General features: G+C 37.5%; 23 protein-coding genes. 14 read left to right on the forward strand and 9 right to left on the reverse strand.

Annotated elements, in window-relative coordinates:
• Positions 1 to 4: 4 nt before the first annotated feature.
• The 7 genes from HMPREF3263_RS02560 to HMPREF3263_RS02590 all read left to right on the forward strand — a co-directional run bounded on the left by HMPREF3263_RS02560 (position 5) and on the right by HMPREF3263_RS02590 (position 7,750).
• Positions 5 to 412, forward strand: a complete 408-nt coding sequence (locus tag HMPREF3263_RS02560) for an MliC family protein (RefSeq protein WP_049374696.1) — start codon at positions 5 to 7, stop codon at positions 410 to 412.
• Between the two features lie 7 nt (positions 413 to 419).
• Positions 420 to 1,124: a DNA repair protein RecO gene (gene recO / locus HMPREF3263_RS02565; RefSeq protein WP_049364005.1), complete on the forward strand. Its 705-nt coding sequence runs from the start codon at positions 420 to 422 to the stop codon at positions 1,122 to 1,124.
• A 36-nt stretch (positions 1,125 to 1,160) separates the two neighbouring features.
• Positions 1,161 to 2,471 carry a 23S rRNA (uracil(1939)-C(5))-methyltransferase RlmD gene (gene rlmD, locus HMPREF3263_RS02570; RefSeq protein ID WP_070852924.1) on the forward strand — a complete coding sequence of 437 codons (1,311 nt, stop codon included), beginning with the start codon at positions 1,161 to 1,163 and terminating at the stop codon, positions 2,469 to 2,471.
• A gap of 102 nt (positions 2,472 to 2,573) precedes the next feature.
• Positions 2,574 to 4,823, forward strand: coding sequence for a GTP diphosphokinase (gene relA / locus HMPREF3263_RS02575; protein WP_070852925.1), 2,250 nt, complete (start codon positions 2,574 to 2,576; stop codon positions 4,821 to 4,823).
• A gap of 20 nt (positions 4,824 to 4,843) precedes the next feature.
• Entirely contained in the window at positions 4,844 to 5,200 is a 357-nt protein-coding gene (locus tag HMPREF3263_RS02580; protein ID WP_005698040.1) for a diacylglycerol kinase, read from the forward strand.
• 148 nt (positions 5,201 to 5,348) lie between these two features.
• Complete coding sequence (locus HMPREF3263_RS02585) at positions 5,349 to 6,605, forward strand: GntP family permease (RefSeq protein ID WP_005698132.1); 1,257 nt, start codon at positions 5,349 to 5,351, stop codon at positions 6,603 to 6,605.
• Positions 6,606 to 6,619: 14 nt separating this feature from the next.
• On the forward strand, positions 6,620 to 7,750 hold the full coding sequence (locus tag HMPREF3263_RS02590) for a glycerate kinase (protein WP_070852926.1): 1,131 nt from the start codon (positions 6,620 to 6,622) through the stop codon (positions 7,748 to 7,750).
• 58 nt (positions 7,751 to 7,808) lie between these two features.
• Here HMPREF3263_RS02590 and xerD read toward each other — a convergent pair whose 3' ends face one another.
• Genes xerD through proC form a run of 3 tightly spaced genes read right to left on the reverse strand, consistent with a single transcriptional unit; the run spans position 7,809 to position 10,680 of the window.
• Complete coding sequence (gene xerD / locus HMPREF3263_RS02595; RefSeq protein ID WP_005698164.1) at positions 7,809 to 8,702, reverse strand: site-specific tyrosine recombinase XerD; 894 nt, start codon at positions 8,700 to 8,702, stop codon at positions 7,809 to 7,811.
• Positions 8,703 to 8,704: 2 nt separating this feature from the next.
• Complete coding sequence (locus HMPREF3263_RS02600) at positions 8,705 to 9,865, reverse strand: 3-phenylpropionate MFS transporter (RefSeq protein ID WP_070852927.1); 1,161 nt, start codon at positions 9,863 to 9,865, stop codon at positions 8,705 to 8,707.
• Complete coding sequence (proC, locus tag HMPREF3263_RS02605; RefSeq protein WP_070852928.1) at positions 9,865 to 10,680, reverse strand: pyrroline-5-carboxylate reductase; 816 nt, start codon at positions 10,678 to 10,680, stop codon at positions 9,865 to 9,867. Before proC ends, HMPREF3263_RS02600 begins: the two co-directional genes overlap by 1 nt.
• A gap of 668 nt (positions 10,681 to 11,348) precedes the next feature.
• Between proC and HMPREF3263_RS02610 the strand changes: the two genes are divergently transcribed.
• Complete coding sequence (locus tag HMPREF3263_RS02610) at positions 11,349 to 12,239, forward strand: replication initiation protein (RefSeq protein WP_005649010.1); 891 nt, start codon at positions 11,349 to 11,351, stop codon at positions 12,237 to 12,239.
• 166 nt (positions 12,240 to 12,405) lie between these two features.
• On the opposite strand, the gene HMPREF3263_RS10560 is transcribed toward HMPREF3263_RS02610, so the two are convergent.
• The 4 genes from HMPREF3263_RS10560 to HMPREF3263_RS02630 form a co-directional block, all read right to left on the reverse strand.
• Complete coding sequence (locus tag HMPREF3263_RS10560; protein WP_005649008.1) at positions 12,406 to 12,558, reverse strand: helix-turn-helix domain-containing protein; 153 nt, start codon at positions 12,556 to 12,558, stop codon at positions 12,406 to 12,408.
• A 399-nt stretch (positions 12,559 to 12,957) separates the two neighbouring features.
• Complete coding sequence (locus HMPREF3263_RS02620) at positions 12,958 to 13,308, reverse strand: hypothetical protein (RefSeq protein WP_005649006.1); 351 nt, start codon at positions 13,306 to 13,308, stop codon at positions 12,958 to 12,960.
• A 24-nt stretch (positions 13,309 to 13,332) separates the two neighbouring features.
• Complete coding sequence (locus tag HMPREF3263_RS02625) at positions 13,333 to 14,106, reverse strand: LEM-3-like GIY-YIG domain-containing protein (protein WP_065242735.1); 774 nt, start codon at positions 14,104 to 14,106, stop codon at positions 13,333 to 13,335.
• Between the two features lie 8 nt (positions 14,107 to 14,114).
• Positions 14,115 to 14,537 carry a hypothetical protein gene (locus HMPREF3263_RS02630; RefSeq protein ID WP_005649003.1) on the reverse strand — a complete coding sequence of 141 codons (423 nt, stop codon included), beginning with the start codon at positions 14,535 to 14,537 and terminating at the stop codon, positions 14,115 to 14,117.
• A 124-nt stretch (positions 14,538 to 14,661) separates the two neighbouring features.
• Between HMPREF3263_RS02630 and HMPREF3263_RS02635 the strand changes: the two genes are divergently transcribed.
• The gene (locus HMPREF3263_RS02635; protein ID WP_065242736.1) at positions 14,662 to 15,084 is read left to right on the forward strand and encodes a helix-turn-helix domain-containing protein; all 423 of its coding nucleotides are present in this window, start codon (positions 14,662 to 14,664) and stop codon (positions 15,082 to 15,084) included.
• Between the two features lie 36 nt (positions 15,085 to 15,120).
• Here the strand turns inward: HMPREF3263_RS02635 and HMPREF3263_RS02640 are convergent, their stop codons facing one another.
• Positions 15,121 to 16,332, reverse strand: a complete 1,212-nt coding sequence (locus tag HMPREF3263_RS02640; protein WP_065242737.1) for a tyrosine-type recombinase/integrase — start codon at positions 16,330 to 16,332, stop codon at positions 15,121 to 15,123.
• Between the two features lie 194 nt (positions 16,333 to 16,526).
• Here HMPREF3263_RS02640 and rdgC point away from each other — a divergent pair, with 194 nt between their 5' ends.
• Entirely contained in the window at positions 16,527 to 17,456 is a 930-nt protein-coding gene (gene rdgC / locus HMPREF3263_RS02645; RefSeq protein ID WP_070852929.1) for a recombination-associated protein RdgC, read from the forward strand.
• An 83-nt stretch (positions 17,457 to 17,539) separates the two neighbouring features.
• Here the strand turns inward: rdgC and typA are convergent, their stop codons facing one another.
• On the reverse strand, positions 17,540 to 19,390 hold the full coding sequence (typA, locus tag HMPREF3263_RS02650) for a translational GTPase TypA (RefSeq protein WP_005697997.1): 1,851 nt from the start codon (positions 19,388 to 19,390) through the stop codon (positions 17,540 to 17,542).
• Positions 19,391 to 19,639: 249 nt separating this feature from the next.
• Between typA and glnA the strand changes: the two genes are divergently transcribed.
• From glnA to HMPREF3263_RS02670, 4 genes are all read left to right on the forward strand, one after another.
• Positions 19,640 to 21,058 carry a glutamate--ammonia ligase gene (gene glnA, locus HMPREF3263_RS02655; protein WP_070852930.1) on the forward strand — a complete coding sequence of 473 codons (1,419 nt, stop codon included), beginning with the start codon at positions 19,640 to 19,642 and terminating at the stop codon, positions 21,056 to 21,058.
• Between the two features lie 114 nt (positions 21,059 to 21,172).
• Entirely contained in the window at positions 21,173 to 21,964 is a 792-nt protein-coding gene (locus HMPREF3263_RS02660) for an ABC transporter permease (RefSeq protein ID WP_049380709.1), read from the forward strand.
• Positions 21,964 to 22,698, forward strand: a complete 735-nt coding sequence (locus HMPREF3263_RS02665) for an ABC transporter ATP-binding protein (RefSeq protein WP_049380793.1) — start codon at positions 21,964 to 21,966, stop codon at positions 22,696 to 22,698. The genes HMPREF3263_RS02660 and HMPREF3263_RS02665 overlap by 1 nt, the downstream gene beginning before the upstream one ends.
• A 2-nt stretch (positions 22,699 to 22,700) precedes the next feature.
• Positions 22,701 to 23,810 carry a hypothetical protein gene (locus HMPREF3263_RS02670; RefSeq protein ID WP_049380708.1) on the forward strand — a complete coding sequence of 370 codons (1,110 nt, stop codon included), beginning with the start codon at positions 22,701 to 22,703 and terminating at the stop codon, positions 23,808 to 23,810.
• The last annotated feature ends 6 nt before the right edge of the window (positions 23,811 to 23,816 follow it).

Here is a 23,816-nt window from a genome sequence, read left to right on the forward strand (position 1 = left end):
ATTCATGTTAAAAAAATTAAGCGTAATTTTGACCGCACTTTGCCTTTCCGCTTGTTCACAAAATGTTGAATTAAGCAAACTCGCACCACAGAAAATGAAAGTGCAAACCGTGGATAAAAAATCTCAAAAGGGTTCGGCGACGGTTTATTTGTGTAAAGGCAATAAAGAAGTGAGTGTGGTTCATACGAAGCAAAAACAGAAAAGTAAAAAAACACTCAGTCAGGTGACCGTTACTTTTAATGATGTAACCGAAAAATTAACTCGTGTGATTTCTGAACGTGGTAGAAATTATGCGAATATTCGTTGGTATTGGCAGGAGCGCGATGACTTCAGTCGATTACAAACTAGCGTAGGTGAAGTGCTCGCAGAACACTGTGTGAAACAACCAAGTGAATTAAAATCAGGCAAATAATTCTTTTATGGATCTCCAACGCGGCTTTGTGTTACATCGTCGTCCTTATAGTGAAACCAGCCTTTTGGTGGATTTGTTCACAGAAGAAACAGGGCGTTTGACGGTTATTGCAAAAGGTGCACGTGCGAAACGTTCTGCATGGAAATCTGTCTTACAGCCTTTTACGCCATTACTTCTTCGTTGGTCAGGAAAAGGTGCATTAAAAACGCTCACCAAAGCAGAGCCCGCAGCAATTACGTTGCCTTTGCAGCAAACGGCTTTATATAGCGGGTTTTATGTAAATGAGCTGATTACTCGAGTGATCGAGCCAGAAACAGCCAATCCACAACTTTTTCAGCATTATCTTCAATGCTTAACAGGCTTAGCGACTCAGCCACAGGTTGAACCTACATTACGCTTATTTGAATTTCATTTACTTAAAATCTTAGGTTATGGCATCGATTTTCTGCATTGTGCAGGCTCAGGTTTACCAGTGGATGAATCGATGACTTACCAATACCGTGCGGAAAAGGGTTTTATCGCCTCGTTAGTGAAAGATAACTTAACCTTTTATGGACGAGATTTACTTGCTTTTGACCGTTTGGAATTCACCGATGAATCGGTATTACAAACGGCAAAACGTTTTACTCGCATCGCACTTAAACCTTATTTAGGCGATAAGCCGCTGAAAAGTCGAGAATTATTTACGCAAAACGTACTTTATTTAAAATAATTCCTTTCTTTGATACAAATAAATTAAAACACCATCATGGCTTTACTTTACGCTCCACAAAAAAAACAGAAAACCAAACAAAAAGTTGTCGCTGAAATTCAGGATTTAGATTATCAAGGGCTAGGTGTCTCTAAAATTCAAGGTAAAACCTGGTTCATTGAAAATGCCTTGCCAACGGAAAAAGTGGAAGCGGTAGTCACCGATGAAAAACGTCAATATGGGTTAGCCATTGCACAAAAGTGGCTACAAAAGAGTAGTCAGCGTGTTGAACCGCAATGCAGTTATTATGAACGTTGTGGTGGATGCCAAGGACAGCATATCCCTGTAGAAATGCAGCGTAAAGCGAAAGAAAAAGCCCTTTTTTCTCGATTAAGTAAACTGCAAGCAGAGCCTATTCAATTAATGCCCATGATTTGTGGCGAACAATGGGCTTATCGTCGTCGCGTACGATTAAGTTTACTGTGGAATGCTAAAAACAAAATCATTGAAATGGGATTTCGTCAGAAAAACTCCAATCAGTTAGTGAGTATTCAGCAATGCTTAGTCGCTGAGCCTGCGATTAATGATCTTATTCCAAAATTGACCGCACTTTGGGCGCAATATTCGGTCCCGAAACAATTAGGGCATATTGAATTAGTTTCAGCGGATAATGGCGTAGCCATGTTGTTACGTTACAAAGGAAATTTAGTCGAAACTGACCGCACTTTGTTGCTCCAGTTTGCACTCACCAATGCGGTGAATTTGTTCCTGCAAGATGATCAAAACATCCAGCTTGTACATAGTGAAATGCCTTATTATGCATTAGACGATATTCGTTTATCTTTTGATATCCGCGATTTTATTCAAGTGAACACCCACTTAAATCAGCAAATGGTTGATACTGCTTTAGATTGGCTTGATTTGAATCCGGACGATCATGTTTTAGATTTATTTTGCGGCATGGGCAATTTCACGTTGCCTTTAGCTAAACGCGTGAAAAGTGCGGTTGGAATTGAAGGGGTTTTTGACATGGTACAAAAAGCCCAAGTCAATGCTCAGTTTAATCACATCGATAATGTTGAATTTTATCAAGCCGATTTAGACCAAGCTTTTTCAGAACAGACTTGGGCAAAACAACATTTCAATAAAATTCTTCTTGATCCGCCTCGCAGCGGTGCGGCTTTTGCACTGAATGCGTTATGTGAGTTGGATGCAGAAAGCATTCTTTATGTATCTTGCAATCCCGCAACTTTAGTACGAGATGCTGAGATTCTTCGCTTTTTCGGCTATCGCATTATCAAAACCGCGATGATCGACATGTTCCCAAATACCAGTCATTTGGAGTCGGTGACATTATTTATCAAATAAGGTGTAAATTCTGATAGAATAATCGGACTTTTTTGTTGTCTTAAAAAGACAACTCGGTTGACAGGATGTTGCCGAGCCATATTCATCAACAAGGGGGGTATTATGGTTGCAGTTCGTGGTTCTCACTTATCAAATCCACATGATTTTGTGATCGAACAGTGGTGTTCGAGCCTTAAACTTGCTGCCCCTGTAGAAAAGTCTTTGATTGATGCATGGTATTATGCTCAAGCCCAAATAGCTGAACATGCCGATCAAATGGAGAATGCAATCCTCACATTGCAATCCGGTGTGGAAATGGTGGAAATTCTGCATGAAATGAATATGGACAGCGAAAGCTTACTCACTGCCATGTTATTCCCATTAGTGGCGAACCAAATTGTCGATTGGGATCAGATTCAGGAACATTTTGGTCCTAAAATCACCAAACTGCTTAAAGGTGTGGAGGAGATGGATAATATCCGTCAGCTCAACGCCAGCCATTCTGCTAATGCTTCTCAAGTAGATAACGTGCGCCGTATGCTTCTTGCAATGGTGGATGATTTCCGTTGCGTGATCATCAAACTTGCTGAACGTATTACGTTTCTTCGTAATGCGGAAAATCACTTTTGCGAAGAAGAAAAAGTATTGGCAGCCAAAGAATGTTCCAATATTTATGCCCCATTGGCGAACCGTTTAGGGATCGGTCAATTGAAATGGGAGCTTGAAGATTACTGCTTCCGTTATTTGCATCCAGAACAATATCGAAATATTGCCAAATTATTACATGAGCGCCGCTTAGATCGTGAGCAGTATATTGCAGATTTTGTCACAGAGTTAACCGGTTATTTAAAAGAAAATATCGACCAGGTTGAGGTTTACGGCCGTCCTAAACATATTTATAGCATTTGGCGAAAAATGCAAAAGAAACATTTGGAATTCAGTGGCTTATATGATGTCAGAGCGGTTAGAGTGATCGTACAGAAATTGCAAGATTGTTATACGGCGCTCGGTATCGTCCACACACATTTCAAACACTTGCCAAAAGAATTTGATGATTATGTCGCCAACCCGAAACCAAATGGCTATCAATCCATTCATACTGTGGTGTTAGGCAAAGGTGGTAAGCCAATTGAAGTGCAAATTCGTACCCAGCAAATGCATGATGATGCGGAGCTTGGTGTAGCCGCCCACTGGAAATACAAAGAGGGCACGACAGGTAGCCTTTCCGCTTACGAAGAAAAAATCACTTGGTTACGTAAATTACTTGCATGGCAAGATGATATTACAGATTCTGGCGAAGTGATGGCAGAATTACGTAGCCAAGTCTTTGATGACCGCGTATATGTGTTTACGCCGAAAGGTGAAGTGGTTGATTTACCCGCGGGATCAACTCCTCTCGATTTTGCTTATGCGATCCACAGTGAAATTGGCCACCGTTGTATCGGAGCGAAAGTTGGGGGACGTATTGTGCCATTCACTTATCACCTGCAAATGGGTGAGCAAGTGGATATTATCACGCAGAAAAATCCAAATCCAAGCCGAGATTGGGTCAATCCAAACCTAGGGTTTACTCATACCTCAAAAGCGCGAGCCAAAATCCAAGCGTGGTTTAAGAAACAAGATCGTGATAAAAACGTTCCAGCGGGTAAAGAGCAGTTAGATAATGAACTTGCGCGTTTGAATATCAGTTTGAAACAGGTTGAGCAGCTTGCCTTGCCACGTTATAACTTAAGAAACCTCGAAGATTTATACGCCGGTATTGGTAGCGGAGATATTCGTTTAAATCAGTTGATGAATTTCTTGCAAAGCCGATTGATAAAAGTGACGGCTGAAGAAGCAGATCAAGAAATTCTCCGCCATGTGGCGAGTAAAAGCGCGAATACTGCACAGCAAAAGGCGCAGCAGAAAGCAGATCAACAACAGAATAAAGGCTATGTCATTGTTGAAGGAGTCGGTAATTTAATGCACCACATGGCGCGTTGTTGTCAGCCTATTCCAGGTGATGCGATTGCAGGCTACATTACGATGGGACGAGGTATCTCAATTCATCGTTGCGATTGTGAACAGTTCATTGAATTACAAGTTGCCCATCCTGAACGCGTGGTAGAAGCCCTTTGGGGAGATAATTATGCGGCGGGGTTCCATATTAATATTCGCATTGTGGCCAGTGATCGCAACGGTTTATTACGCGATATTACAACCGTGCTTGCAAATGAAAAAGTCAGTGTGTTAGGGGTTTCAAGCCGTGCAGACACCAAAAAACAAGTGGCAACGATGGATATGGAAATTGAACTGAAAAATGTCGAAAGTTTAAGTAAAATACTGGCTAGATTAGCGAAGTTAGACGACGTTATCGAAGCAAAACGTTTATAGATTAAAACATAGGAACTTTTATGTATAAAACCACGGGATTAACCCATTTAATTAACTCGACGAAATATTCTTTACAAGGCTTAAAAAGTGCATTCAAAAATGAAACCGCATTCCGCCACGAATGTTTTCTTGCGTGCATTATGATTCCGCTCGCCTTTTGGCTGGGTGATACTAAAATTGAAATTGCTTTGATGATTTCATCGGTTTTACTTGTGATGGCAGTGGAACTGTTAAATAGTGCAGTTGAAGCGGTGGTGGATCGTATTGGCACAGAACGCCATGAGCTTTCTGGGAGAGCCAAAGACCAAGGTTCGGCAGCAGTATTCATTGCCCTTTGCATTGTTGTCGTGGTTTGGGGAAGTATTTTATTTTTCTAAAGTGCGGTCAATTTTCAGTAACAATTTCGGCTTATGTGTTTTACATAAGCCGTTTTTGTAGGTGGAAGTCGGACAAGATTTTATTCCTCTGCTTTTGCTGATATAAATAAGAAAGATTTTTGCATATTCATATCAACAGGAGGACGCTATGCCAACAGTCTCAGCCTTAGGTGCGCTCATTGCACTCATCGTCGCTATTTTCCTTATTTTGAAAAAAGTCTCACCAGCCTATGGTATGTTAGTCGGGGCTTTAGTAGGGGGATTAGTTGGCGGCGCTGATTTATCTCAAACCGTGAGTCTCATGATCGGAGGTGCTCAAGGTATCACTACCGCAGTCATGCGAATTCTCGCAGCAGGGGTATTGGCTGGCGTACTTATTGAATCCGGTGCGGCGAATACCATTGCTGAAACCATTACAAACAAGTTAGGTGAAACAAGAGCATTATTAGCGTTAGCGTTGGCTACATTAATTTTAACCGCCGTTGGTGTATTTATTGATGTTGCCGTGATTACGGTCTCTCCAATCGCCTTAGCACTTGCTCGTCGTACTGACTTATCAAAACCAGCCATTCTCTTAGCGATGATTGGTGGGGGAAAAGCAGGAAACTTAATGTCACCTAATCCTAATGCGATTGCTGCAGCAGATACATTCCATCTTCCTTTAACGTCAGTGATGATGGCAGGGATTATCCCCGCTATTTTTGGCTTAATATTGACCTATTTCTTAGCAAAACGTTTAAGAAACAAAGGTTCACGCGTTTCATCCCAAGAGGTTGTCGCAGTAGAAACACAGAATCTACCCTCATTTTTGACCGCACTTGTGGCGCCTTTGGTTGCCATCTTCTTACTGGCACTTCGTCCGTTAGCCGATATTAAAGTCGATCCTTTAATCGCTTTACCACTTGGTGGTCTGATTGGCGCATTATGTATGGGCAAGCTTCGCCAAGCCAATAACTATGCGATTAGCGGTTTAGGGAAAATGGCTCCGGTGGCGATTATGCTACTTGGTACGGGGGCTTTAGCCGGTATTATTGCTAATTCCGGTATGAAAGATGTGCTTATTGAAGGCTTAAAACATTCTGGCTTACCTTCTTATATCCTTGCGCCAATTTCAGGTGCACTCATGTCGCTTGCCACAGCATCAACAACTGCAGGGACAGCGGTTGCTTCGAATGTGTTTAGTTCAACGCTATTAGAGTTGGGGGTGAGTAGTCTGGCTGGTGCCGCGATGATTCATGCGGGGGCGACAGTTTTTGATCATATGCCACATGGTTCTTTTTTCCATGCAACTGGCGGTAGCGTAAATATGGACATGAAAGAACGCTTAAAATTGATTCCTTATGAAAGTGCAGTGGGGTTAATTATGACCATTGTATCCACCTTAATTTTTGGTGTATTTAGTTAGTTTAAGGAGAGAATATGAAAATTGTCATTGCGCCTGATTCATTTAAAGAAAGTTTAACCGCACTTGAAGTGGCTAATGCGATTGAAACAGGTTTTAAACGTATTTTCCCGAATGCCGAATATGTGAAATTACCAATGGCAGATGGTGGTGAAGGTACCGTGCAATCCTTGGTAGATGCCACTCAAGGTCGCTTAATTGAGACAGAAGTCACTGCACCGTTAGGCAACCAAGTAAAAAGCTTTTTCGGTTTATCGGGTGATGGTAAAACGGCAATAATCGAAATGGCGGCCGCGTCTGGATTACATCTTGTCCCGATGGATAAACGCAATCCTTGTCAAACCACCAGTTTTGGCACGGGTGAGCTGATTAAGCAAGCCCTAGATCTTGGCGTACAACATATCATTTTAGGGATTGGTGGGAGTGCTACAAATGACGGTGGTGCTGGTATGCTGCAAGCATTAGGCTTACGTTTATTGGATAAAAATGGGCAATCCATTGGCTTTGGTGGTACAGCATTATCTAATCTTGCTGAAATTCAACTGGCTGATTTAGATCCTCGATTGCAACACGTACAAATCGAAGTGGCTTGTGATGTGAATAATCCACTTTGTGGTGAACGAGGTGCCTCTGCAATTTTTGGCCCTCAAAAAGGTGCCACGCCTGAGATGGTGAAGGAACTCGATGCGGCATTAGCCCATTTCGCCGAAATTGCCGAGCGGGATTGTGGTAAAAAAATTCAAGATCAACCAGGGGCGGGGGCGGCCGGTGGTATGGGTGGTGGTTTATTGCTTTTACCTAATGTGCAACTGAAAGCTGGTGTGCAGATCGTGTTAGATAATTTGAAACTCGCTGAGCAAGTTAAAGAGGCTGATTTAGTGATTACTGGTGAAGGCCGTATGGATGCGCAAAGTATCTTAGGTAAGACTCCAATCGGTGTGGCGCGCACGGCGAAACAATTTAATAAGCCAGTCATTGCGATTGTGGGTTGTTTGCGTGAGGATTATGAAGTGGTGTATGAACATGGCATTGACGCAGTATTTCCAATTATTCGTAATCTGGGTGATTTACCGACAATTCTCAAACAGGGCGAGCAGAATTTAATCTCAACAGCTCAAAATGTGGCGAGATTGTTGTCATTGAAATAAGCTTTTCATACTAAAGTGCGATCAAAAATAACGATAAATTTGACCGCACTTTTTTATTTTATCCCCTTGGATGAAATCTTTCATGAAGGTGTTTCAAGCGTTCTTTAGCCACGTGAGTATAAATTTGCGTGGTGGAGAGATCGCTGTGTCCGAGGAGCATTTGCACAACACGAAGATCCGCACCATGATTCACCAAATGTGTTGCAAAGGCATGACGGAGAACGTGTGGAGATAGCGCATCCGTATCGATTCCTGCTAACACGGCATAATGCTTTATACGATGCCAAAAGGTTTGGCGAGTCATTTGCTGAGCCCGTTGACTGGGAAAGACCACATCAGAACTTTGTCCATTGAGCAAAATAGGGCGACCGTAAAGCACAAATTGTCGCACCCAAAACGCTGCTTCTTCCCCCATTGGTACAATACGTTCCTTGTTGCCTTTACCAATTACACGTACCACGCCTTGTTGCAGATTCATATTTTCAATAGTGAGCGTGACCAATTCCGTGACACGTAATCCAGTTGCGTATAGCAACTCCAACATAGCCTTGTCGCGTAACTCGAGCGGAATTTCGACATCAGGCGTATTTAATAAATCCGTGACTTGTTGCTCGGTTAAATACTTGGGTAAACGGCTTGGTAATTTAGGTGAGCTCAGTACAGCACTCGGGTCATCCGTACGATACTTTTCACGATATAAATATTGGAATAATTTCCGCATCGCACTTAGCATTCGTGCAGTACTAGTAGCTTTGTAACCTTGCTCTAAACGGCTGCCTAAAAATTGTTGCAGATCTAAGGGTTCGAGAGTTTCGAGGGATAAATTTTGTTTATCTAGCCAATCACAAAGTGCGGTCAAATCGAGACGATAAGACTGCACGGTGTTTTCAGACAATCCTTTTTCGATCCAATATTCATTCAAGAATAAATCGACTAGTGTAAGGTTATTCATGTTTATACTCTATGTACCAAAAAGGCTTTCACGCCACGTGGGGTGATAAATAAGCCAACGAAGGCAAAGGCGGCCATTAAGCTAAAGGCATAAACTGGCGAAATCGGATAAAGTACACCAGAAAGCGCAGTGAAAATCGCAATGGCTGCACATCCCGCCAAGGCATTGTATAAGCCTTGTAATTTCGCAATATGGGTTTGTGGTTGAGTGGTGATATAACGCACGGTCGCGTAATGGCCGACGACATAAGTAAGACTGTGAAAACATTGCAATAGGACGATTTCAACAAAGGTATCGGCATAACCGAACGCGAGCCAACGCACGATAGCCGCAATACCGGTGAGATAGAAAAGGGCAGTAATGCTCCAATTTTTGAATAATCGAGTGGAGAAGAAAAAGACGACTATTTCTACTAATACACTGATTCCCCAAAATAAGCCCGCATCGGAAACAGAGTGACCATGACTTGTCCAGAAGATAGTGCTATATGAGTAATAAGCAGCATGCGATCCTTGAATCAGTGCAATAGCAATAAATAAACGAAGGGTGGTTTTATTTTTGAGTAAGCCTAAAAATCCAACAGAATTTTCGACCGCACTTTGTGGCTCATCTTGTGGCATTGGATTGGGATGAAGTAATTGCACAATGCTATAGAAAATAAGGATTCCTGTAATCATCCATGTAATGTATTGTTCACCAACCATCCCCGCTAAATACCCAAACACCATTACGCCGACAACAAATGCAAAGGAGCCAATCAAGCGTACTTTGCCGTAATCTAAATGAATTTGTTGTTGCCATGTACTCGCTAGGCTATCACCAATCGGCATGCCAGCCGCATTCACCATGGAATATAAGGCAAGTCCAATAAATAATAACCAGAAGTTATGAGACATGAGCCCGATTAACGCCATGGTGACAGCACTGGCAACAGCTAAGTAGCGTAAGCCATTCACTAGAAGGGAAACGCGTTTTATTAAGCCTGAAAATAAAATACTGCCACTGAAACGGAAAATATAACCACAGGCTAGCAATAAACCGATGCTTTCTTCACTATAAGATTGCGTTTTCAACCACGCAGGGAAAAGGGGAAGAAATACACCGTAGGCACAATAGTAACCAAAAAAGCTCAGGGTGAGCCAGGTAAAAGGACGAACTTGCATTAGAATAATTTTTCCATTTCTTGTGAGCGTGCCACACAGGCCTGCATCGCTTGTTTAATGATGTCGTTAAATTGGTGTTGATTGAATACATTTAATGCAGCTGCGGTGGTACCGCCTTTTGAGGTAACATTTTCTCGTAAAGTGGAAAGCGCTGTCTGTGGATTTTCAATCACCAGCTTCGCCGAGCCTAACATGGCTTGTTGTACCAACTCACGAGATTGGTTTTCATCTAATCCCATTTCCATTAAGCCTTGTTGCATGGCTTCTAAAAATTGGAAGAAGTAAGCTGGGCTACTGCCAGACGCAGCAGTGACTGTATGCATGTGATTTTCATTCGTCGCCCAAGTGGTTTTCCCTACAGCTGAAAGTAAATCTTCCGCAAAAGTGCGGTCAATTTCAGGTGTGTTTTTATCAGCAAATAAGCCAGCCATACCTTCACCCACTAATGCAGGTGTGTTTGGCATCACGCGAACAATGGATTTTGCTGTTGGAAGGAGTTCGGCCAATCGGGCAGTCGAAATACCTGCAGCAATAGAAATGATTAATTTATCAGAAAAATCAACCGCACTTAATGGCTTGCAGACATCAGCGAAGACTTGCGGTTTAACCGCAAATAAGACTACTTGAGATTGTGTGATGGATTGATCGTTATCCGTAGAAACCGCGACGCCATATTGAGCAAAAAAAGCACGTTTCTCTTCATTAGGATCATTAACGATAATTTTATCAGCTGGATAACCTTGTTTTAATAGGCCTAACACAATGGCTTGTGCCATATTGCCACCGCCGATGAAGGCAATTAATTTCTGTTGCATCATTTTTTCCCGTGAGTTTATGGGCTACAATGTCGCGTATTTTACCCTATTATGAAGGAAGTGTTACGATGTGGTTTAAAAATTAAATAGATTGTCTTGAACCATTGCAAATATAATCAATCTTCTTTCATGTTTTGATAATTGGTTACCAAATTGGTTACTATTTTTAGGCGTGTACACTGTAGCTGTTTATTACTTGTTCACTAATTATATGTAATATTACCTCTAGTATATACAATACATCAAAAAGTATCCGATGTATCCAAAAAATCTCTAATTTTTATCTATTCAATTTGTAATATGTCTTAAACAATGTTTTTACCATCAAGTTGTTGCGATCTGATTTAATTAGATATCATTTCATTTTATATTACTTCTAAATTATTAATATCTGATATGGGATGATATTTTGTTACAAATCTATATTTTTTGCTTAAGATTTAGGCATTCGATTCTTTTTCATGTTTTAAGTGTCTAAAAAATAATCATATTAAGTTAAAAAATACTTTTTTTGTATTAATCTCAGTTAAGACATATTAGATAGATATGTCTACCACATAAATTCAATCATATATAAAGAGGTAAATATGGAATCAGCATATACATTAGATGATTTTAATCAAAGCTTAGCAGAACGGATAAAGTAGACAGATAATTTTGATAATGGGGTGCAGTTATACCCTAAAGATGTTGCATTAACTCATAAGTATATTCAGTTTAATGATCTGTTTATTAAATTTATGGTGTTAGATCTAGATCGGGAAAATTCTGCAATGGATTGGGAATTGTTAGGACTTCCAAGTCCCAATATAGTGGTACAAAATAGATTAAACGGTCGATGTCATTATATCTATGCGTTGGAGGTACCTATTTGTAACACAAAGAATGCTCGATTTAAGCCAATAAGTTATTTTAAAAAGATACAACGAGCTTATATTGATAAGTTAGGAGCAGATCAACACTATGTTGGTGTATTCACTAAAAATCCAAACTCAAATTTTTGGAGAACATTTGTATTTAATGTACCTAAATATACTCTGGATTATTTAGCTGATTTTGTTGATTTATCAAATAAACCTGTATTTTATCTAAATGATAATGAAGATATTGAAGGTCGGAATTGTTCTTTATTTAATCAGATCAAAAAAATTGGTTATCGTGAGGTTCTGAAGTTTAAATGTTCAGGTAAACAATTAGAACAATTTAATCAGTATTTATTATCTTCATTAGAGTTATTAAATCAGAATCATAATCCACCATTACCATACAGGGAGTTAAAAGGAATTGCTAGAAGTTCATCTCGTTGGATTTGGGAAAGATTTTCTGAATCATCGTTTCAACAAATTCAGTCAAATCGTTCTCGAAAACGATGGGAAAAGCAACAAATTATCAAGAAAGAGTTGTTTAATCAATTTGGAGCTAATAAACCTAATATGTCGTTAAAGCAAATAGCAGAACAATTTAGTATTAGTGTAAGCTCATTGAATCGTTGGTCAGAAGAATTCGGATGGGTGAAATCACAAAATGACTTAAAAAGTAAATATGAGAAAATAGTATAGTTAAGAACACAAGGTCTAAAATGGCGAGAAATAGCAACCTGTTTATCAATATCAGAAGGCAGTGCTAAGATGTGTTTTAAACGATATAAAAGATAGTAAATAAAAGCCACCATGTTTTTGGTGGCTTATTTTTTTATACTTTACAAGTTTCAAGGTAACTTAGAATCTAAGATTCAGGAATACGAACTTGTCGTCCAAATTTGATAGATGTTAATTTTTTCGATTCAATTAATCGCAGAATAGTTGAACGACTTACACGTAAACGATCTTGAAGATCTTGAATTGTGAAGTAATAGCCGACGTTATCTTGTATTTTCATAATTATCTCCTATTTCGTACATACTTTTTAGGAGCTTAACACAGGAATTTATGAATCTAACTTTAAATTGATATTTTTTTTAATTATTTTTGTGAGTGTATATTTTGCACGGATATCACGTTGTAAAACACGTAGCAGAAAGATTAGTTCATCAATATCGAGTTTTCTAAATAGTAAGCTAATTAATTCTTCAGTTTCCGTGTCAGAATGCGGTTTAAAATTTGGAAATTTTTTCATCATTTTAAGTTCACTGTACTTGATAAATGTATATAGGTATTTAATGTAAGCCATAATAATTCTAAATGATGTCTAGATGCATTTAGTTGATTAGAATGATAAAACCTATATGTAATACATAAAATGAAAAAAGAGCTCATTTTTGAGCTCTTTATGATGATTTTAGTTTTCACTACTCATTGGTACAAAACCATCAGTTTCTGGTGAGTATTCAACATAGTAAGATGAATCTCTCATTTTGTAGGCTTGTGGAACATTGTCGGGTTTAGTGCTACATGCTTTGTTTAAAAGTTTGTATTCATCATGAGTAATACATTGACCTTTTTCATATGTTTTTAACAAGCCTGTTATCATGCAGACATCGTAAGATGAACGTTTTTCACCAAAATAAATATAGTCTCCACATTTCATAGCTATTGAACCGGATTGTTCTGGCGGAAGTTCAATAGTACGGATTCCTGCATATGTAATATTTGTTATTAGAAATATAGATGTAATTAAAAATTTATTCATTTTAAGATTCCATTAAAGTAAATATTAACAATTACGATAAGTTATTGGATTTTGTGGCGCCTTGTAATCATTATTTGATGAATAGGTTAATTTATTAACAAGTTCTTGATAAATTGGAGAATCTTTCGGCACAAGTTTACCGATAAAACCCCAACGACCTTGACGCTCAATAGGTGCTTCAATCCAGTATGAAATTTCGTAGGCTGCTAATGTCCAGCCACGATAAACTGCAATAGCATATTTGGCTTTTTCACGGCGTGAACCCGTTTTCCAATAGCCGCGAGTGCGTTCGTAAATTTCTTTTTCAATTTGCGATTTATCAATTTCGCCTGATTTTATTTGTTGTTTTAATTTTTTATAGTTTTTATTAATTGTGATTAAAACAACAGGTAAATCTGTTTTTAATTCTTGTGGGTCATATATACGTTTTAGTTCTGATAATGACATTAAACCTTTTTCAGAAGAATGTGTGCCACCTTGAATATTGGTTAATGGTTGTTGATTAGGTTTAACAATTGATAATAAATCGATCGCTAAAGCCTCATATTCAAGTGCTTGTTTTTCCTCCTTGATATTATGTCTTAAAATATAGTATAAGGGTTCAAGTCCATCTTTATGTATATCATTGATTAGTGATATTTTATCATTTTCATTAGTTTTGCAAGTTAATGCACCTTGTGCATGTTGAAAAACTCTATTGCCAATACCTTTACCAATATAGAAGATATTTTGATTTCTAGGGTCAACAAGACAATAGATGTAATAATTAATTTTTTCAATTATAGCGGTTGAAAACATAGTTACACCTATAATTCTTCTTCCCGTATTTTAGTATACGTATGCTTGCAATTAGGATTTTGGCAACAATATGTATATCGTTTTTTTACTTTCGTGCATTGAATATATCGTTCTCGTGTTTTTCCAGATGCCATTCTTTCACGCACTTTAGTTTTTCCCAGCCAGCGGTCAATTTCTTTAATTGAATCCAATTCAATTTTGCCTGATTTACAGACTGGACAGACTTCAGGCTTATTTGCCCAAGAATTAAATGTGTAGCAAATGTAACAAATACCTAGAATCCCAAAAACAATAAATTCGGTTGGAATTTTTTTGTTATCAACGAATCCGATAATTAGCATTAGTATGAATAATAATGAAAGTAAGAATAAAGCAGTTTTTATTAGAAGTTTTAGTATATGTCCTATTGGTTTAAGTATAGATTTAAGCATAAATATCCCCAGTATAGTTGTATTTGTAAATTTTATCTAAGAGAGATTTTGCGTTCTACCAACAATCGATGTATAGTTAGCACACAGTTTGTTGTAAAAAATTAACCTATTTATGGGTATAAGAATGAACGTACATGAAAAGATCAGAAAACTACGTGAAACAAAGCATTGGTCACAAGAAGAGATGGCTGAAAGAATGAGTATGTCATTGAATGGCTATGCAAAAATTGAACGTGGTGAAACGAAATTACATCTGGATAAGCTAGAGCAAATTGCACAGATTTTAGATATAGATATTGTTGAATTGATTAATTCTGGTGAACGAAATGTCTTCGTTCAATTCAATGAGAATTCTCATTTTGGTTCGTCATTTCAGGGAGACAATGAGAAATCTCTATTGATTGAGATTGAAAAACTAAAATTATCGTTATCACATTATCAGCAATTATTGGAAGAAAAAGAAGGTTTTTTGAACAAGCTAGTAGAGCAAAAAGATAATGAAATAAAGCTACTGAGAGAAATGGTAGAGTTACTGAAGAAAGGTTAGGTAAATAAAGGGAATCAGTATTGATTCCCTTTATTTTTAGATACTTTTTTTCATACATTCTTCAACAAAATCTCCCCAAGCATTCATTAATGGTTTTCGTTGTTCAAGATAGGTTGAGCGATTGTAGGCGTTACGAACTTGATTTTTGCTTTGATGAGAAAGGCAAGCTTCAAGAATTTCCAGATTCATTTCGGTAAATGTCTCGCTAAGATAGGTGCTTGCGATAGAACGTAGCCCATGTGATGTTAATTGATCTTTATAACCAACGCGTTTAATTGCTGCATTGGCAGAGCTTGAATGTAATGGTCTTTCAGGATAACGTTGGCTTTGAAAAATAAAACGACTACGTCCTGAAATGTTTTTTAGCTTATTAAGTATTTTAAGCACTTGTAGTGATAATGGAATGGTGAAAGCTTTTTTCATTTTCATGCGTTCAGCAGGGATATTCCATAGCGATTTCTCAAAATCAATTTCATTCCATTGTGCATTTGCAGCTTCACTTGGACGGGTGATAGTCAAAAGGGAGAATTCAATAAGATATTTCACCATAAGGTCAATATGTGAATGACGTAACGCAGACATGAATTCAGGTAGTTTTTCAGGTCTAATAGTTGGATGATGTGTTGTTCTGTTTACATTAAAAGTCTTTGATACATTGATGCATTTATTAAACTCAATAATACCTTTGTTAACAGCAAAATTCATGATTTCATTAACTAATGCAATAACAAGCTTCCCAGTGTGAGAAACTCCTCGTTCAAATAATGGTATAACTGTATCATGTAACTGTTGTGGTGTAATTTCAGCAATAGGGTTATCGCCTAAATATGGAAATGCATATTTTTCTAGCGTTCTCCATCGGCTTTTAAGTGTTACAGACTTGATTTCAGAAACTTTTTTTTGTTTCCATTGAGTTGATATGGCAAAAAATGTATTGTTTTGTCGTTGTAATTGCAGTAATTCATGCTGTTTTATGTATTCTTGCGGATCAATCTTATTAGCTAGTAATTGACGATATTGTTCTCTCAACTCCCTTGCTTTTGATAGTGTAATTGCTGGATATAGGCCTAAAGAAATTTTTGCTCGTTTCTTTGTTATAGGTCGATAGTAATTAAACCGCCAAGATTTTGAACCTGTTGGTGAAATGATTAGAAATAGTCCATAACCATCAGTCAATGTATATGGTTTGTTTGATGCTTTTGCTTTCTTGATTTCAGTGTCAACAAGTGGTTTTACTTTTTTAGCCATAAGACATCTGTTTATGTATATAAAAATAGGTATTAATATATTTTTTAGTAACCAAGAAATCTAGCTTAATTGTGATAAGTTACCATTATGGTTACTAAAAAATTGAAATATGATGATATACTATGAATTATAAATGGTGTTTTGAAATAAGTAAATTATTGATTTAATGATAAAATTGTACATGGTGAAATGTTATGAGTTATAAAGTTAATTTTTGGTTTAAAAATTTAATGTCATATAGGCTGACTAAGCCCTTAGATTGGGCTCTTAATGAATTACAACGCCAGTTGTCAGATTGTGAATTTCATCCTTGTGGCTCACAAGATCAAAGTAAATTCGGTTGGGCGAGTCCCTTGAAAGGCAGTGAATTATTGTATTTTTCAGTGGGTAAACACATTTTGTTGGTCGCTAAAAAAGAAGAGAAAATGTTGCCGGCAAATGTGGTGAAACGTGAATTAGATGAACGCATTGAAAGCCTTGAGCAAAAAGAAAACCGTAAATTGAAAAAAACGGAAAAACAAACATTAAAAGATGATGTGGTGATGAATTTATTGCCGCGAGCATTCACTAAAAACCAACAAACTTCTGTGTGGATTGATACGGAGAATAATCTTGTTCATGTTGATGCGGCATCCAGTAAACGTGCAGAAGATGCGTTGGCGTTATTGCGTAAATCACTTGGTTCGTTACCGGTTGTACCGTTGGCTTTTGCCAATGAACCTTCGACCATTTTAACAGATTGGATTGTGCAGGAAAAAATCCCGCATTGGTTGGTGGCATTAGAAGAGGCTGAATTGCGTGGAAGCCAAGAAGACAGCGTGATCCGCTGCAAAAAACAGCCATTAGAAAATGAAGAGATTCTCGCGCTTTTACAAGATGGCAAAAAAGTGGTGAGTAAGCTCGCATTGGAGTGGGAAGATACACTGACTTTTGTATTTAATGAAGATTGCACGCTCAAACGTTTAAAATTTGCCGATGCGGTGCGTGAGAAAAATGCGGATATTTTAAAAGAAGATTATGCGCAACGCTTTGATGCTGATTTTGTATTAATGACGGGCATTTTATCTAAACTGACAGAAAACTTACTCGATGAATTCGGTGGCGAGAAAGTAAGATTAGGTTAGTTTAATCATAAAACAAAAAAGGCGAACATGATGTTCGCCTTTTGTTTGTTTAAAAGTGCGGTCAAATTTCCGCACGTTTTTAATTAGTGTGTACTCGTACTGGTTGTCGTACGGTTTGCACGTTTACGATCGTTTTCCGTTAAGAGTTTTTTACGGATACGGATCGACTCTGGTGTCACTTCCACTAATTCGTCATCATCGATAAACTCGATAGCTTGTTCAAGTGTAAATTTTACCGGTGTAGTTAATACGATGGCATCATCTTTACCCGATGCACGCATATTGGTGAGTTTTTTACCTTGTAAACAGTTTACGGTTAAGTCATTTGTACGGCTGTGAATACCGATAATTTGGCCTTCGTAAACTTCTACGTTGGCTTCGATCATTAATTTACCACGCTCTTGTAAACCAAATAGTGCATAAGCAAGTGCTTTACCTGTTGCGTTAGAAATTAATACACCGTTTTTACGTTGGCCGATTTCACCTGGTTTGATGTCATCGTAGTGATCGAAACTAGAGTAAAGTAAACCGGTACCTGACGTCATGGTCATGAATTCACCACGGAAACCGATCAAGCCACGGCTTGGGATGATATATTCTAAACGTACACGACCTTTGCCATCTGGCATCATATCGCGAACTTCACCTTTACGGATACCTAATGCTTCCATGACAGAACCTTGGTGTTGTTCTTCTACGTCGATAGTCACTTGTTCGTAAGGCTCTTGTTTTTTGCCGTTGATTTCACGGTAGATTACTTTAGGACGAGAAACCGCAAGCTCATAACCTTCACGACGCATATTTTCAATTAATACAGAAAGGTGTAATTCACCACGGCCAGAAACACGGAATTCATCTGGGTTTGGTGTTTCTTCTACGCGTAATGCGACGTTGTGAACGAGTTCTTTGTTTAAACGTTCAAGAATTTGACGAGAAGTCACATATTTACCTTCTTGACCTGCAAACGGTGAAGTATTTACACAGAAGAACATGGTTACGGTTGGTTCATCAACGGTTAATGAAGGTAAGGCTTCAACCGCGTTTATATCACAAATGGTATCCGAGATATTTAATTCACCTAAACCAGTAATCGCGATGATATCACCTGCGTAAGCAACATCTTCTTCATAACGTTGTAAACCAAGGTGACCTAATACTTGACCTACACGGCCTTGACGAGTTTTACCTTCGCCATCAATGATAGTTACAGGTTGATTTGGTTTGATTGCACCACGTTTGATACGACCGATACCGATAACACCCACATAGCTGTTATAGTCTAATTGGGAAATTTGCATTTGGAATGGGGCATCAAGTTCCACTTTTGGTGGTTCAACGTGTTGAACAATCGCTTCAAATAACGGCGTCATATCTTCCGCTAAATCTTCATGTTCAAGACCTGCTACACCATTTAATGCAGATGCATAGATAATCGGGAAGTCTAATTGCTCATCGGTTGCACCAAGATTAACGAATAAATCGAATACTTGATCCACCACCCAATCAGGACGTGCGCCTGGACGGTCAACTTTGTTGATAACTACGATTGGTTTTAAACCATGAGCAAAGGCTTTTTGTGTCACGAAACGCGTTTGTGGCATTGGGCCGTCAAAGGCATCTACCACTAAAAGTACAGAGTCCACCATAGAAAGTACACGTTCTACTTCACCACCGAAGTCGGCGTGTCCTGGGGTATCTACGATGTTAATGCGATAACCATTCCAGTTAATTGCGGTATTTTTTGCAAGAATGGTAATACCACGTTCTTTTTCAAGATCGTTTGAGTCCATTACGCGTTCATCAACATCACCACGAGTTGATTCAAATGTACCGGATTGTTGAAGAAGTTTGTCAACGAGGGTGGTTTTACCATGGTCAACGTGAGCGATAATTGCGATATTGCGCAATTTATTAATATCAATGTCGTTTTTCATTTATTACGTTCTTAAAGTTTAAGTTTTGTAGGGTGGAATTTTTATACCACCGAATAGTCCAAGTAGTTTAAATTGGTGAGTAAAACTCACCCTACGAGAATCGCGAAAGGGCAAAAATTATACACGATATTTCGTTACTCTGCTATGCCGGTGTTTAAAATAAATCCCATGAAAAAAGCAAGCGATTGCGTTATAATGCTCTTTTAATTTTATTAAAGATTATACACATAGCAAAATAGAGGACTCCTTATGCCAAATGCAAATGCAATTGCCAACGTATTTAAACTGATCGAAGAGAACGATATTAAGTTCGTGCTACTTCGTTTCACCGACATTAAAGGTAAAGAACATGGTGTTTCTATCCCGGTTAGCCTTGTCGATGAAGATATGTTTGAAGATGGCAAAATGTTCGATGGCTCTTCTGTTGAAGGTTGGAAAACCATTAACAAAGCCGATATGCTTTTAATGCCAATTGCTGAAACTGCAGTAGTCGATCCATTTGCGCAGATCCCAACACTTTCAATTCGTTGTAGCGTTTATGAGCCAACAACCATGCAAAGCTATGATCGTGATCCGCGTTCAATCGCTATTCGAGCAGAAAACTATATGCGTTCAACAGGCGTTGCAGATCAGGCATTCTTTGGTCCAGAACCTGAGTTCTTCTTATTTGATGATGTACGTTTTGATGTATCAATGAACCGTGCTTCTTTCGCCATTGATGATATTGAAGCCGCTTGGAACACCAACAAAAAATATGAAGGCGGTAACAATGCTTATCGTCCATTGAAGAAAGGTGGTTATTGTGCGGTGGCACCAATTGATACTGCTCATGATATTCGATCTGAAATGTGTTTAATTTTAGAAGAAATGGGCTTAGTCATCGAAGCTCACCACCATGAAGTGGCAACAGCAGGTCAAAACGAAATTGCAACCAAATTCAACAGCTTAACCCTAAAAGCGGATGAAACACAAATCTATAAATATGTGGTGCAAAACGTTGCATTAGAACACGGCAAAACCGCTTGCTTTATGCCAAAACCAATCACAGGTGATAATGGTTCTGGTATGCACTGTAATATGTCATTAAGCAAAGACGGTAAAAATATTTTCCAAGGTGATAAATATGCCGGCCTTTCTGAAACCGCACTTTATTACATCGGCGGTATCATTAAGCATGCAAAAGCATTAAATGCTTTCACTAACCCAAGTACTAACTCATACAAACGTTTAGTACCTGGTTTTGAAGCACCAGTATTATTGGCTTACTCGGCAAGTAACCGTTCTGCTTCAATCCGTATCCCTGCAGTAACCAATCCGAAGGCAATTCGTATTGAAGCACGTTTCCCAGATCCATTGGCAAACCCATATCTGGCTTTCGCTGCGTTATTGATGGCAGGCCTTGATGGCGTAGTAAACAAAATCCATCCAGGCGATGCAATGGATAAAAACCTTTACGATCTTCCTCCAGAAGAATTAAAAGATATTCCAGCGGTAGCAAGCTCATTAGAAGAAGCCTTGAATTCATTAGAAAAAGACTATGAATTCTTAACGCAAGGTGGTGTGTTTACGAAAGACTTTATCGAAGCATTTATTAATATTAAACGTAAAGAAGTAGAACGTTTAAATATGACACCACATCCTGTTGAGTTTGAGATGTATTATGCTTAATTAGATTAGATATTGAACAAGGTAAGTGCGGTAATTTTTGACCGCACTTTTTGTATGTGATATAGCTTTGAATTAGTGTATAATCAGCATCTGGTTATAGATAGGATATAGATTATGCTAAATAAGTTTTTAGGTAAATTTCGCCGATTCTTGGCTTTCGATGAATTGCTAAAACAATTGATTATAAGGGATGTAAAACTTAAATATCGTCGTAGTTATTTGGGGTATCTGTGGAGTATTTTGAATCCATTAATGTTAATGATGGTTCTTGTTGTTGTTTTTTCTAATCTATTTCGATTTGATATTCCTAATTACCCTCTTTATATGATTTCAGGACAGTTTTTATTTACTTTTATGACTGAAGCAACAAATATGTCTGTTGGATCCATATCTGGAAATGCTTCTTTAATAAAGAAGACCTATGTGCCTAAATATATTTTCACGATATCAAAAGTTGGAAGTTCTCTTGTTAATTTGTTTTTTTCTCTAGGTGCATTAGTGATTGTTATGGTTTTTACTAATGCAGAATTTTCTTGGTGTCTTTTATTTTTTCCAATAGTTATTTTACAAGTATTTATTTTTAGTTTAGGTTTGGGCTTATGGCTCGCTTCAATTACAGTATTTTTTAGAGATATCCAATATTTATGGGGCGTTTTTATTTCTATGTGGGTTTATATGACACCTTTATTTTATCCGGTGTCAATTATTCCTGAAGAATACCGTATGTTATATCAAAATGCTAATCCTATGTATGGTTATATAGAACAATTTAGAGATATTATTCTATATGCAAGATTTCCAAATTTAGAAACTATACTAATTGGCTTTATAACTGCTCTTATTGTCTTGTATTTGGGAGCTTGGTATTTTAATAAAAAACAAGATGAATTTATTTTATATATATGATGAATACTGAAACAATAATTAAAGTAAAAAATGCAACAGTTCGATTTAATAAAGCGACTGAAAACTATAATGGCTTAAAAGAATATGTGATTAAGATGCTAAAAGGTGAGCTTATGTTTCAAGAGTTTTTAGCATTAAAGGAAGTTAATTTTGAAGTTAAAAAAGGGGAATCTTGGGGGGTAATCGGTGCCAATGGTTCGGGAAAGTCGACACTTTTAAAGTTGATTTGTGGCATTTTGAAACCTTATAAAGGGACAGTAAAAGTACATGGTAAAATTGCTCCACTTATTGAGCTAGGAGCTGGATTTGACCCACAGTTAACAGCTAGAGAAAACATTTATCTAAATGGTGCATTATTAGGGCATAAAAAAGCTTTTATGGAGATGCATTTTAATGAAATTATTGAATTCGCTGAACTAGGTGATTTTATTGATGTCCCAATTAAGAACTTTTCTTCTGGTATGGCTGCTCGGCTAGGATTTGCTGTAGCCACAATTGTTAAACCTGACATTTTAATTGTGGATGAGGTACTTGCAGTAGGAGATATAGCATTTCAAGAAAAATGTAGGAAGCGTATGGAGTCATTACTTCAAAATGGTACGACATTACTTTTTGTATCTCATTCTAGTAAGCAAGTGAAAGAGCTTTGTCAAAATGTAATTTGGTTGGATAAGGGACATGTCGTAGCGCAAGGGAGGGCAGAAGATATTATTCAAAAATACGAGGGTAAATAAACATGATAAAAGGTAAGTATATTTATTTAGGTTGTAATTTATATAAGTTCGTAAATCCTCATAAGTTTGATTTATCTGAAGCAGTTTCTTTAATAAATGTGATGACAGGAGAGTTTGCTCGTCATCGAGATGGTATTATTATAGATTCATCATATGAGGCAGATGAATTATTTTTATACGATTCAAGTTTCAAGTTTCAAGTCATTGATAATTCCGTTACTTTATTCTGTACAAATCCAGGGATGCAAATGCATTATATTGCTGATTGTAATGGTGTTTTAAGAATTGTTCAAGGTGAGCAATTCAGTAATTATTTATCATTATTTCCAATATTAGATAAAGAAGCAACATTTGTTAAGGATAGCTTACCTATTCAGAATGAGAATGAGAGAAAAGTTGTTGCTTTTGGTTCATCTTCAACAGAAATTTTTGATTATATCTTTGGTGATAATGAGAATTACTTGCCATTTTGGGCTTCAGGCTGGTCTGCTAGAGGATTAAGAAAAATTAATGAGCAAATGAAACCATATTTGAATACATTAATTAAAATTCCCAAAGATAGTGTTATTTTACTCCATTTTGGTTCTGTTGATACTGATTTTAATTTACCGTATAAAATGGCTAATTCTGGTTTTTATGATATTCCGCTATTTATTAAGGAGATGATTGATGGAATCTTGGCTCTCAAAGAGTATCTGAATAATTTGGGTTTTTGTCATATTTATGCCGTATTTACATCTCCTCCTCCTGAATTACCAAAATCATTCTGGAAAGATGTTTTTGGCTTGGATCAAATTTCAGAGTTAGTTAGAGGGAAGATATTATTTGATTTTGCTGTTAAATTGTCAGCATTACTACCAGTAATCAATTGTTTACCAGACTTTGTTTATTCTATGGATAAACTGGTTTGTAATAAACAATTTTCTAGAGATGAATATGATCACCACATTGATTTTATATCAGCTCAGGATATTGTTTATGATAAACTTAAATATATAGAAGGTATTCTTCCTAGAAGATTAGAAAAACATACTAGTTTATATAGGCATTTAGGGTGTGATGTTAGTTTTATTAGAAAAAATAATAAACCTCGATTAAGAACTTGTCGTTAAATCAAT

This window comes from Haemophilus sp. HMSC61B11, from assembly GCF_001838615.1.
Taxonomy (GTDB): Bacteria; Pseudomonadota; Gammaproteobacteria; order Enterobacterales; family Pasteurellaceae; genus Haemophilus_D; species Haemophilus_D parainfluenzae_AD.